At 62.8% G+C, this 14192-nt stretch carries 2 protein-coding genes; both read left to right on the top strand.

Annotation, left to right across the window (positions count from 1 at the left end):
* A partial coding sequence (locus tag HX846_RS11410) for an amino acid adenylation domain-containing protein (RefSeq protein WP_178965409.1) occupies positions 1-1635 on the top strand: 1635 nt, incomplete at its 5' end.
* Complete coding sequence (locus HX846_RS11405) at positions 1635-13964, top strand: non-ribosomal peptide synthase/polyketide synthase (RefSeq protein WP_178965408.1); 12330 nt, start codon at positions 1635-1637, stop codon at positions 13962-13964. The genes HX846_RS11410 and HX846_RS11405, both read left to right, overlap by 1 nt.
* Positions 13965-14192: the final 228 nt, after the last annotated feature.

The following is a 14192-nucleotide window of genomic DNA, read 5'->3' as shown; positions in this document are numbered from 1 at the left end:
CTGGCGATCCTCAAGGCCGGTGGTGCCTATGTACCGCTGGACCCCGCTTATCCACAGGATCGCTTGATGTACATGGTCGAGGACAGCGGCATTGCCTTGCTGTTGACCGAAACCAGCGTACAGCCGTACTTCGCTGACGTGGCCGTGGACTGCCTGCTGCTGGACGCACTGCCCGAGCGGTTCGATGGCTACGGCGAGCATGAGCCTTCGGTAACCGTCGACAGCCAGAACCTCGCCTATGTGATCTATACCTCCGGTTCCACCGGGAAACCCAAAGGCGTGACGATTCGCCATGGCGCCCTGAGCAACCATATGGAATGGATGCAGGGTTGCCTGAAGCTGAATCACAGTGACCGTGTCCTGCAGAAGACCGCCATCAGTTTCGACGCCTCGGTGTGGGAGTTCTGGTTGCCACTGATGAGCGGCGCGCAACTGGTATTGGCCGCGCCGCAATTGAACCTGGACTTGACCACCTTGTGGGTCGAGGTGGAGCGTTGGGGGATCAGTGTGCTGCAAATGGCGCCATCGTTGCTGCAGGCGCTGTTGCCGCTGGCGACCCGTGAACACCTGGCCTCCTTGCGCCTGCTGCTGTGCGGCGGCGAAGCGCTGAGTGCGCACCTTTCCCGCCAGGTCCTGGGCCTCTTCGATGGCGAGCTGCGCAATCTTTATGGCCCCACGGAGGCCACGATTGATACCAGCAGCCATGCCGTGGCGGCCACTGTCGAAGACGACGGGCGAATCATCGCCATCGGTCGTCCGATCAACAACGTATGCACCTATGTGCTGGACGGCGCCTTGCAGCCTTGCGCCGTGGGGGCGATTGGCGAGTTGTACATCGGTGGTGAATCCCTGGCCCGTGGTTATCACCAGCGTCCAGGGTTGACCGCCGAGCGCTTCGTTCCCGATCCGTTTGGCGAGTCGGCCGCTGCACGCCTGTATCGCACCGGCGACCTGGTGCGCCACGCCGAAAATGGCGTAATCGAATACATCGGCCGGATTGACCATCAGGTGAAAATCCGTGGCCTGCGCATTGAGCTGGGTGAAATCGAAGCCCGCCTCCACGCTCAACCTGAAGTACGAGATGCGGTAGTGCTGGCTCGGGAAACGGCGACCGGCACGAGCCTGGTGGGTTGGCTTGTCAGCCAGGACAGCAGCCTGGATAGGGCGGCCGAGGCGCGCTTGAGTGAACAGCTCAAGGCGCGGCTGGCACAACAGATGCCGGACTTCATGGTGCCCACCCATCTGGTCTTCCTCGATCAACTGCCGCTTACACCCAACGGCAAACTCGACCGCAAGGCACTGCCCGCGCCGGATAACCGCGCGCTGCATTCGGCTTACCTGGCGCCGCAAAGCGATCTGGAATGCAAGGTCGCGGCCATCTGGCAAGGCGTGCTCAACGTTGAGCAGGTCGGTCTGGCGGATGATTTCTTCGAGCTGGGCGGGCATTCGCTGCTGGTGGTGAATGTGGTGTCGCGCCTGCAGCTCGAACTGGGCATGAAGTTAACGCCCCAATTGATATTCCAATTTCCGGTCCTCGGTGCGTTTGTCGCGCAACTGGAGCAGACCGGCACGTCAATGAGCACGTCAAAATTGAGCAAGCTTGAAGCGCTGCTTGATGAATTCGAGGAGGTTTGATGGACACCGCTGTCGCACAACGTATTGCCAGGCGCTTCATAACGCTGCCGCTGGAAAAACGCCGTCTTTACCTGCAGAAAATGCTGGAAGAGGACGTTTCCCCGGCGAACCTGCCGATTCCGCCTGTCAGTGCCGAGTTCGACACGTTGTCATTGTCCTTTGCCCAGGAGCGTCAATGGTTCTTGTGGCAGCTGGACCCGGAAAGCGCGGCTTATCACATGCCTACGGCCCTGCGCTTGCGCGGTCCATTGGACATTGCGGCGCTGCAACAGAGTTTCAGTGCGCTGGTCGCGCGCCATGAGAGCCTGCGTACCACCTTCGTGGTGCACGGCGAGCAAGTGGTGCAGCAAGTGCAGGAGGCTGCACCGGTAAGTCTGCAGGTGCAGCCTCTGGCCCAGGTGCCGGATGCGGCGCAACTGCGGCATTTGATCGAAGACGAGACGCGCCGGCTGTTCGACTTGCAGCAGGGGCCCTTGTTGCGTACGTGCCTGTTGCAACTGGGCGCGGATGACCATGTGCTGATTGTCACCTTGCACCACATCGTTTCCGATGGCTGGTCGATGCAGGTAATGGTCGAGGAGTTGGTCAAGGGTTACGCCGCGTTCAGTCGAGGGTTGAGCCTGGAACTGCCAGCGTTGCCGATTCAATACAGCGACTACGCCATCTGGCAGCGGCACTGGATGGAGGCCGGCGAGCGGGAGCGGCAGTTGCAATACTGGACCGCGCAACTGGGCGGCGAGCAGCCGGTGCTTGAGCTCCCGACTGACGTTGCGCGCCCGGCCGTGATGAGCTATCGCGGTGCCCGGCTGGAGTTGGATATCGACACCGCGCTGGCCTGCGGCCTCAAGCAGATGGCCCAGCGCGAAGGGGTCAGTCTGTTCATGATCCTGCTGGCCTCCTACCAGGCCTTGCTGCATCGCTACAGCGGGCAGAACGACATTCGGGTTGGCGTGCCGACCGCGAACCGTAACCGGGTGGAGACCGAGGGGTTGATCGGCTTTTTCGTCAACACCCAAGTGCTCAAGAGTGAGGTCGACAGCCAGGGCTCCTTCAGTGCCTTGCTGCAACAGGTCAAGCAGACTGCGCTGGATGCCCAGGCGCATCAGGACCTGCCGTTCGAGCAACTGGTGGAAGCCTTGCAGCCGCAACGCAACCTGAGCCACAGCCCGCTGTTTCAAGTGATGTTCAACCACCAGACCCAAGGCCCGGCGGGCGAGGGGCCGGCCGGTGAATTGAAGGTCGAGGGGCTGCGCTGGGATACCCATAGTGCACAGTTCGACTTGACCCTGGAAACCATGGAGCGCCCCGATGGGCTGTCTGCGGCGCTGATCTATGCCACGGATCTGTTCGGTGCAGACACGGTTGCGCGGATGGCCGGGCACTGGCAAAACCTGCTGCAGGCAATCATCGCGAACCCGGCACAAAGCATCGGTGAGCTGCCGTTGCTTGACGCTGAACAGCGCCAAGCGCAGCTCGACGATTGCGTCCGCACGTCGGTAGCCACACCGCAGGCGGGTTATGTTCATCGATTGTTCGAGGCACAGGTGGCCCGCTCGCCGGAGGCGCAGGCGCTGGTCATCAATGGCCAGCGCTTGAGCTACGGGCAACTCAATACCCGGGCCAATCAATTGGCGGTGGAGCTGCAACGTCACGGGGTGGGCGCGGGTGTGCTGGTGGGCATTGCCGTCGAACGCAGCCCGCACATGCTGATCGGGTTGTTGGCAATCCTCAAGGCCGGCGGCGCCTATCTGCCTCTCGATCCCGCGTTCCCGCAGGATCGCCTCGCCTACATGATTGAGGACAGTGGCATCGACCTGTTGCTGACCCAACATTCACTGCTCAGCCAGATCCCGGTGCCTGACACGGTCACTACGCTGGTGCTGGATCAACCGGGCAATTGGCTTGACGGCCATGCCGGTGACGATCTGCCAACCCGGCTGGATCCGGAGCACCTGGCTTATGTCATCTACACGTCTGGCTCCACCGGCCAGCCGAAAGGGGTGATGGTGCGACAGGGCGCCCTGACCAACTTTGTCGCAAGCATGGCCAGGGTGCCGGGCATGACCGCCCAGGATCGGGCGTTGTCACTGACCACGTTCTCGTTTGATATTTTCGGCCTGGAAATCTACGTACCCCTGATGGTCGGCGCGTGCATCGTGCTGACCGGCCAGGAGGTGGCGCAGGACCCGTACGCCGTGCTGGCCCTGATCGACGCCGAACAGGTCAACGTGGTGCAGGCGACTCCCTCGACCTGGCGCATGTTGCTCGACAATGAACAGGCCCACGTGCTCCAGGGGTGCACGTGCCTGTGCGGCGGCGAGGCGTTGCCCCAGGAACTGGCGGTGCGCATGCTTGGCCTTGGCGGTGAAGTCTGGAATCTCTATGGCCCGACGGAAACCACGGTCTGGTCGGCGTTGCACCGGCTGCGTCCGCAGGCTGCGCAACCTTGGCTGGGCGGGCCAATCGACAACACATCGCTGTACATCGTCGGTGCAGACCTGATGCCGGTGCCCTATGGTGTTGCCGGCGAATTGCTGATCGGCGGGGACGGCCTGGCGCGGGGTTACTTCCAGCGCCCGGGATTGACCGCCGAACGTTTTGTTCCCCATCCGTTTTCCAGCACCGGGGAGCGGCTTTACCGCACCGGCGACCTCGCACGTCAGCGCCCGGACGGTATCCTCGAATACCTGGGGCGGATCGACCATCAGGTGAAAATTCGCGGTTTCCGCATCGAGCTCGGGGAAATCGAAGCGCGCCTGCTGGAGCAGGACGCTGTACGTGAAGCCGCGGTACTGGCCCAGGATGCCCCGGGCGGCCAGGCGTTGGTGGCGTATGTGGTCCCCGCCGCCGAATGGCAGGGCCTGGATGCCGACGGCCAGGGTCGCCTGCGCGACAGCCTGAACGCCCGGCTCAAGGCCAACTTGCCCGACTACATGGTGCCGGCGCATATGGTGCTGTTGCCAAGGTTCCCGCTGACCCCCAATGGCAAGCTGGACCGCAGGCAACTGCCCAAGCCCGATGCCAGCCAATGGCAGAAAACCTACGTGGCTGCGCAGACACCGGTGCAGCAAGCGGTGGCGGCGATCTGGGCCGAGGTGCTCAACGTGCCGCGGGTTGGCCTGAGTGACAACTTTTTCGAGCTGGGCGGCCATTCGCTGCTGGCGACCCAAATGGTTTCGCGGATTCGCCAGCAACTGCAAGTCCAGGTGCCTTTGCGCCTGCTGTTCGCCCATAACACCCTGCAAGCATTTGTCGAGGCGATGGCCCCGGCATCGTTGACTCCTGAACAGGCCATCCCGCGCGTTGCACGCGACCAGCCGCTTGCCCTGTCATATGCCCAGCAACGGCAATGGTTTTTGTGGCAATTGGAGCCCACCAGCAGCGCCTACCATATTCCCGCGGCCCTGCGTTTGCGCGGACACCTTGATCTGGCGTCCTTGCAACAGTGTTTTGACGCCCTGGTGGCGCGTCATGAGAGCTTGCGTACCCGGTTTGTGCTGGAGAACGAGCGTCCCGTACAACGGGTTGACGCGCCGGCACCGGTGGCGATTGCGCTTGAATCCGCGGCTGCCGGGCTGGATGACCCTGGCCTGCGCGGCTTGATTGAAACTGAAACCCGCCAACTCTTTGATCTGCAGCGCGGGCCGTTGCTGCGGGTCAAGCTGTTGCAACTGGGCGCTGAAGATCACGTGCTGATCCTGACCCAACACCACATCGTGTCGGATGCCTGGTCGATGCGGGTCATGATCGATGAGCTGATGCAGTTATACCGCGGCTTCAGTCAAGGCCAACCGGCGGCGTTGGCGGCACTGCCGATCCAGTATGCCGATTACGCACAGTGGCAGCGTCAGTGGCTGGCGGCGGGTGAGCAGCAACGTCAGCTCAGCTACTGGACAGAACAGTTGGGCGGCGAGCAACCGGTCCTTGAACTGCCAACCGACCATCCACGTCCGGTTCAGCAAAGCTATCGTGGGGCCCGGTTGCCGATCACCCTCGAGCCGTCCCTGGCCGAGAGTCTCAAGCGCCTGGCGCAGCAGCAAAACACCACACTGTTCATGCTGCTGCTGGCCGGCTTCCAGACCTTGTTGCACCGCTACAGCGGGCAGCAGGATATTCGTGTCGGGGTACCGATTGCCAACCGCAATCGCCTGGAAACCGAAGGGATGCTGGGTTTCTTCGTCAACACCCAGGTACTCCGGGCCGACATTGAGGGGCACCTGCGCTTTGACCAATTGCTTCATCAGGTCAAGCAGCGGGTACTGGGAGCACAGGCCCATCAGGACCTGCCGTTCGAGCAACTGGTGGAGCTGCTTGCACCTGCACGCAACCTGAGCCATACGCCGTTGTTCCAGGCCATGTTCAACCATGCCAGTGATGCTCGTCGCGAGGCGATTGAACTGCCGGGGTTGAGCCTGGAGCAATTGACCTGGGATTCGGGCAGCGTGCAGTTCGACCTCTCCCTGGATACGTTCGAGTACAGCGAAGGCATCAGTGCCGCACTGTCCTATGCCTCTGACTTGTTTGAGCCAGCCACCGTCGCACGCCTGGGCGAACACTGGCTGAACCTGCTGCGCGCGATTGTGGCCAACCCCACCCAGCGCATCGCCGAATTACCGATGCTCGATGCGGTGCAGCGCCGGATGATGGTTGAGGACTGGAACCGCACGTTCGCCCACTACCCGAACCACCAGCCGGTGCACCACTTGATCGAAGCCCAGGTGGAGCGGGCCCCGCATGCCGTGGCGTTGGTGTTCGAGGGGCAGTCGTTGACCTATGCCCAGCTCAACGCGCGGGCCAACCGATTGGCTCATGCCTTGATCGCGCGTGGCGTAGGCCCCGATGTGCTGGTGGGCATTGCACTGCACCGCAGCCTGGAAATGGTGGTGGGCCTGTTGGCGATCCTGAAGGCCGGCGGCGCCTATGTACCGCTGGACCCGGAATACCCGCCGGAACGCCTGTCCTACATGATCGACGACAGCGGCATCGAATGGTTGCTGACCCAGCAAGCGCTGGTCGCAACCTTGCCGCTGCCGGAACGGGTACGCACGCTGATACTCGATGGTGACGATGCCTGGCTGGCCGGTGAGGCGCAAGGCAACCCCGAGTCGCGGGCCGTCGCGCAAAACCTCGCCTATGTGATTTACACCTCCGGATCCACCGGCAAACCCAAAGGGGCTGGCAACAGCCACGGTGCCCTGACCAACCGGTTGTGCTGGATGCAACAGGCCTACGGGTTGCACGCCGACGACCGCGTGCTGCAAAAAACGCCGTTCAGCTTCGATGTGTCCGTCTGGGAGTTTTTCTGGCCGCTTATGACCGGCATCCGCTTGGTCGTGGCGTCGCCAGGGGATCATCGCGATCCACAGAAGCTGGTCCAATTGATCGAGCGCGAGGGCATTACTACCCTGCATTTCGTCCCGTCGATGCTGCAAGCGTTCGTGCTGGATGCCAATGTCAGCCGCTGCACCAGCCTCACCCGTATCGTTTGCAGTGGCGAAGCGTTGCCGATCGATGCGCAGCAGCAGGTCTTCGCCAAGCTGCCGGGCGCGGGGCTGTTCAATCTCTACGGCCCTACCGAAGCCGCAATTGATGTCACCCACTGGACCTGTCGTGACGAGGGCCGTGACGCCGTGCCCATCGGCGAGCCGATTGCGAACTTGATGACCTACATTCTCGACGCCGAGCTCAACCCGGTGCCCTGCGGCGTCAACGGCGAACTGTACCTCAGCGGCCAGGGACTGGCGCGTGGGTATCACCGTCGCCCGGAGCTGACGGCCGAACGATTCGTGGCAAGCCCGTTTGTCGCGGGTGAACGGCTGTACCGCACGGGCGACTTGGCCCGTTACCGCGTTGACGGGGTGATTGATTACATTGGCCGTATCGACCATCAGGTGAAAATCCGCGGCTTTCGTATCGAGCTGGGTGAAATCGAGGCCCGTCTGCTGGAGCACGGGGCCGTGCGCGAAGCCGTGGTGGTGGCGCAGGACAGCCGCAACGGCAAAGCCCTGAGTGGCTACGTCGTTACCCAGCCTGGCGCCGCCAGCGACTGGCCGGCACTGCGCGAGGCGCTGACTGCGCATCTGCGCCAGACCCTGCCGGAACACATGGTGCCGACGCACCTGACGCCGCTGGAAAAAATGCCCCTGAGCCCCAACGGCAAACTCGACCGCAAGGCTCTCCCGGTGCCAGACATGGCTGAGGTACAGCAGGACTTCGTGGCTCCCGCCAATGCAGTCGAAAGTGCCCTGGTCGAGATCTGGCAAGCCGTGCTCGGCGTGGCCCGGGTGGGCACTGCCGATAACTTCTTCGCCTTGGGCGGTGACTCGATCAATTCGATTCAAGTGGTCAGCCGTGCACGTCAGCAGGGAATCGGCCTGGCACCCAAGGACCTGTTCCTGCACCAGAACATCCAGGCGCTGGCCCGGGCTGCGAGCGCCGATCAAGCCGCAACGATCGATCAGGGGCCGGTCAGCGGTGACAGCCATCTGGTTCCGATGCAGCACTGGTTCTTCGCCAATGACATGGCGCACCGTGACCACTGGAACCAGTCGCTGATGCTGACCCCGCGCGAGCCATTGGACGGCGCATGTCTGCAGCAGGCCCTTGAGCACGTGGTGGCCCATCATGACGCCTTGCGCTTGCGCTTCGTGCAATCGGGCGATGGTACCTGGCAGGCCAGCCATGAGGCCGTCGGCGCACAACCGGTAGGCCTCTGGCAGCGCCAGGCAGAGAACGCCGATGAGATCATCGCCATTGCCAACCAGGCGCAACGCAGCCTCGACCTGCAACACGGCCCGCTGTTGCGTTGCAGCCTGATCGCAGTGCAGGACGGCAGTTCGCGCCTGCATCTGGCGATTCACCATCTGGTGATGGACGGTGTGTCGTGGCGCGTGCTGCTGGAAGACTTGCAAACGGCCTACCGGCAGCTGGCGGTAAACCAGCCTGTGGTGTTGCCACCCAAGTCCACCGCGTTCAAGGCGTGGGCCGAGCAGTTGCAGGGCTACGCCCACAGCGAAGGGCTGGCTCGGGAGTTGAGTTACTGGACCGGGCAACAGGCCCATGCGTTGCCGGAACTGCCACGGGCGCGGCCTGAGGGCAGCCAGGCTTCGGTGCATGGCCATTCGGTCAACACGCGTCTGGATACAGAACAGACTCGGCGCCTGCTCAAGCAGGCACCGTCGGCCTATCGCACCCAGGTCAACGACCTTTTGCTCAGTGCCCTGGCGCAGGTGATTTGCCAGTGGACTGCGCAACCTGCGTGCCTGGTGCAACTGGAAGGCCATGGCCGTGAGGAACTGTTCGGCGACGTCGACCTGAGCCGCACGTTGGGCTGGTTCACCAGCCTGTTCCCGGTGGTATTGACCCCATCGGTGCACGCGGCAGACACCATCAAGGGCATCAAGGAACAGCTGCGCGCGGTGCCGAACAAGGGCCTGGGTTATGGCGTGCTGCGTTACCTCGGTGCAGAGGATGTCCGCTCGCGTCTGGCGAAACTCGCGCAGGCCCGGATTACCTTCAACTACCTCGGCCAGTTCGACCAGAGCTTTGATGAGCAGGCGTTATTCGCGCCGAGCGAGGAGGGCAGCGGGGCTGGGCACGCTGATGACGTGGCGCTGGGCAACTGGCTGACCATCGATGGCCGGGTGTACAACGGCCAGTTGTCCCTGGACTGGACCTTCAGCCGCGAAGTTTTTGATGAGGCCACCGTCCAGCAATTGGCCGATGCCTACGGCGTCGCGTTGCAGGCACTGATAGAGCATTGCTGCGGCGAAGAGCATCAGGGCCTGACGCCATCTGACTTCCCGCTGGCCCGTTTGACCCAGGCGCACCTTGACGGCTTGCCGGTGCCCGTGGCGCAGGTGCAAGACGTCTATGCGTTGTCACCGATGCAAGAAGGCATGCTGTTCCACACCCTGGCCGACGACAGCAGCGGCTTGTACATCAACCAGATCAGCCTGCCGGTACACGGGCTGGATACCGAGCGCTTCGCCGCAGCCTGGCAATCGGTGATTGAGCGTGAGGACATTCTGCGGACCAGCTTTCACTGGCAGGATGGCTTGAGCGCCCCGGTGCAAATTGTCCACCGCGAGGCCGAATTGCCGCTGCTGATCGAAGATTGGCGCGGCCAGGACATCAGCGAACAGGCGATCGGCGAGCGCGCAACGGCTGATTACCTGCAAGGGTTCGATCTGGCCTGTGCGCCGTTGCAGCGTGTGCTGTTGCTGCGGCTTGAGGACGACCGCTACCAGATGATCTGGACCTGCCATCACATCCTGATGGACGGCTGGAGCAGTTCGCGACTGTTTGGCGAGGTAATGCAGTTTTATGCCCAGGGCCACGTGCCGACACGCAACGGTCGTTACCGCGAGTTCATCGAATGGCTGCAACGCCAGGATCAACGGGCGCTGGAGGGCTTCTGGAGAAGCCGTCTTGCGACGCTGGAGCAGGCCACCTCGCTGAACCAGGCGATGTTCCCGCGGCATGTCGAGGATTTGCCCGGGCACCAGGCGCTTTACTCACGTTGGGATGCGGTGCAAACCGCACGCCTGCAACAGGCTTGCCGCGCCTTGCAAATCACCCCCAACACGCTGATCCAGGGCGCGTGGCTGTTGTTGCTGCAACGCTTTACCGGGCAGAACACTGTGGTGTTCGGTGCCACCGTGGCTGGCCGTCCTGCGGGGTTGGCCAATGCCGACAACATCCTGGGGCTGTTCATCAATACGCTACCGGTGATCCAGACCCTGGAACCCGCGCAGCCGCTGGATCAGTGGCTGCAAGCGTTGCAGGCCTGCAACATGGACATCCGTGAGTACGCACACGCGCCGCTGGCGGATATCCAGCGCTGGTCGGGGCTGGGCGGGCAAGGGTTGTTCGACAGCATCATCGTGTTTGAAAACTACCCGATCGATGAGCGCCTGGGTGAGCAACAGGACACCGGCCTGAGCTTCGGCGAGTCGCGTAACCATGACGTGACCAACTTTGCGATGGACCTGGCGGTCAACCTCGGCGAACAGTTGTCGATCGAATATCTGTTCCTGCGCAATGCCTTCAGTGTCGAGGCGGTAGAGCAGATTCGCCGCTGCATGGAAGAATCCCTTGAGGCCATGATCGTTGCGCCGACGGCGCGGCTGGGCAACCTTCAGCGCCTTGGGGCCGAGCAGTGGCGAGCCTTTGAGCAGTGGAGTGCGGCGCCGAATGCCAGCTATCACGCGCAGCTCTTGCCGGAACTGATCGCACGCCATGCCGATTCGCGTGGCGAGGCGACGGCACTGGTGTGTGGGGGCGATTCGCTGAGCTACGGTGAGCTGGAACGTCGAGCCAATGGCCTGGCCCATCGCTTGATCGAGCTGGGGGCTGGGCCGGAAGTGGTGGTCGGGGTGGCCCTGGAGCGCTCCGTCGAGATGATCGTGGCGTTACTGGCGGTGATGAAAAGCGGCGCGGCTTATGTGCCGTTGGACATCGACTATCCGCCCGAACGCCTGGCGTTCATGATGCAAGACTCGGCGATGGCGCTGTTGCTGACCCATAGCCAGGTGCAGGCGCGCCTTCCGGCGGTGGAAGGCCTGGCGCAGCTGGCCATCGACACGTTTGACCGCGCCGGCTACAGCGACACGCCGCCCGCCAGCAGTTTGCTGGGCGCCAATCTGGCCTACTTGATTTATACCTCGGGCTCCACCGGTCGGCCGAAAGGCGTGGCAGTGGCGCATGGGCCGATGAGCATGCATTGCCAGGCCATCGCCGGGCTGTATGACATGGATGAGCGCACCCGCGAGCTGCATTTCATGTCATTTGCCTTCGACGGCGCTCATGAGCGCTGGCTCAGTACGCTATTGAGCGGGGGCACGCTGGTGATCCGCGATGCCAGCCTGTGGACACCGGAGCAGACCTTCGACGCCTTGCATCAACACGGCATCACGATTGCCTGTTTCCCGCCGGCCTACCTCAAGCAGTTGGCCGAGTACGCGGCCCATAGCCAACAGGAACCACCCGCGGTACGGGTGTATTGCTTCGGTGGCGATGCGGTGCCGGACCAGACCTTCGAACAAGTGAAAGCGGCACTGCGTCCACAGTTCTTTACCAACGGCTATGGCCCCACCGAAACCGTGGTCACGCCGATGCTCTGGAAGGTCCCGGTCGACACCCGGTGCGAGGCTGCCTATGCGCCGATCGGGCGTGCTGTCGGCGAGCGCGCGCTGTACGTGCTGGACGAAGACCTCAACCCGCTGCCGCCGGGGATTGCCGGTGAGCTCTACATCGGTGGCCAGGGCATTGCCCGCGGCTATTACCGTCGTCCGGACCTGAGTGCCGAGCGCTTTGTGCCGGACCCGTTCGGGTCGCCGGGCGATCGTCTCTACCGCAGCGGCGACCTGGTACGCCAGCGTGTTGATGGTGTGCTTGATTACGTCGGGCGTATTGACCACCAGATCAAGGTCCGGGGCTTTCGCATTGAACTGGGGGAAATCGAGGCGAGCCTGCGGCAACTGGACGATGTCAGTGACGCGTTGGTGATCGCCCGTGACAGTGCGTCGGGCAAGCAACTGATCGGTTATGTGGTGACGCCCGATGGCATGGCCATCGGTGATCGCCTCAAGGCGGACTTGCGCGCGCAATTGCCGGATTACATGGTGCCCACCCAGGTCATCTGCATGGCGGCGCTGCCTGTCACGCCCAACGGCAAGCTGGATCGCCAGGCCTTGCCGGAGCCTGAATTCAAGGGCGGCGAGTATGTTCCCGGCCGTACTCGTGACGAGCAACTGCTGGCACAGGTCTGGGCTGATGTGTTGCAAGTGGAACGCGTGGGCATCACCGACAACTTCTTCGAGTTGGGCGGTGACTCGATCCTCAGCCTGCAAGTCGTCTCGCGGGTACGCAACCACCCTGAACTGAAGATGGACCTCAAGCTGCGGGACCTGATGCGCGGGCAGACCATCGAGGCGATTTTCGAGCAGCGTTCAAGCACCGTCGCCACGCTGATCGAGGATGTTTCGCAGGTGGCCGCCGAGGGCCAGTTCAACCTGATTCCGATCCAGCAGTGGCTGTTCGACCAGCGTATGAGCGAGCCGCACCATTACAACCAGGCATTGATGCTGCGTGCACGCCAGGCGCTGAATCTGCCGGCGCTGGAGCTGGCATTGCGCTGCATGTTGAAGCAGCACGACGCCCTGCGCCTGCGCTTTCGTGAGGTGGGCGCACGCTATTACCAGCATTACCAGCCGCTGGAGGACATGCAGGCGCAATGGGCCACTGAGCCCTTGTTATGGCAACACACCGTGGCCGATGAGGCGGAGCTTGAGCTGTACGCCGAACAGGTACAGCGCAGCCTGGACCTGCAAGACGGGCCGGTGTGGCGTACCGCTCATGTGACGTTGGGCAATGGCCAGGTGCGGGTATTGATGGTGATCCATCATTTGGTGATCGACACCGTTTCCTGGCGTTTGCTGCTGCAGGATTTGCAGGTCGCTTATGAGGCTTACCGCAATGGCCAGGCGCCGGCCCTGCCGATTCGTACCAGCAGCTACCGGGCCTGGGCCGAGGGGCTGCAAGCGTACGCGGCGAATTATCCGGCGCAGGAGCAAGCCTGGTGGCTTGAGCAGATCGACCAGCCGGGCAGTGAGCTGCCGTGCGATAACCCGCGTGGCAAGAACCAGGTGCAGTACCAGTCGGTCGCGCTGATGGGCCTGTCGCAGGAACATACCCAGCAGTTGCTCAAGCAAGTGCCTGCGGTCTACCAGACGCAGATCAACGATGTGTTGCTCGCCGCGCTGAGCCGGGTGTTGTGCCGCTGGAGCGGGCAGCCTTCGGTATTGATCCAGCTCGAAGGCCATGGCCGCGAAGACCTGGTCAAGGACATCGACCTGAGCCGCAGCCTGGGCTGGTTCACCAGCATGTTCCCGGTGCGCCTGGCACCCGGTGCCGGGGCTGATATCGGGAGCTCGGTGCGTGCGGTGCAGCGGCAATTGGCGGCCGTACCGAACAAGGGCCTGGGCTACGGCATCCTGCGTCACATGAGCGGTGTGTCGATGGCCGATACCTTGCGCCTGGCACCCCAGGCGCGTGTCACCTTCAACTACCTGGGGCAGTTCGACCAGAGCTTCGATGACAAGGCGATGCTGGTGCCGGCTCAGGAGAGCTATGGCAGTTGCTACAGCCCGCAAGCGGCCCTGGGCAATTGGCTGGAAGTGGTGGGGCAGGTGTATGACGGACGCCTGGCGATGCGCTGTATTTTCAGCACGCGCCGCTACCGTGCCGAAACCGTCGAACAGTTGATGCGAGAGTACCAGGCCGAACTGGAGGCGCTGATCGAGCATTGCGTGGCACAAGCGGCTTAAGGATTGAGGCCGATCCATCGTTATACAAAGAGGGGCCCTTGTGGCTCCTCTTTCGTCTGTGGCTTTTTCATAAGGAAACCTGCGATGTCCTTGCATCCGGAACTCAATGCCTTCCTCGACCTGGCGCAAGAAAGCCAGGCGGACGGTCCTGGGCCGTTTCACCTGTCAACGCCCGCCCAGGCTCGTGAGGCGTTCGAGCGCACCACCGCGCAACTGCGCTGGCAGGCG

This window comes from Pseudomonas sp. K5002 (genome assembly GCF_013386655.1).
GTDB lineage: Bacteria > Pseudomonadota > Gammaproteobacteria > Pseudomonadales > Pseudomonadaceae > Aquipseudomonas.
This window is presented reverse-complemented; position numbering and strand designations above follow the sequence as displayed.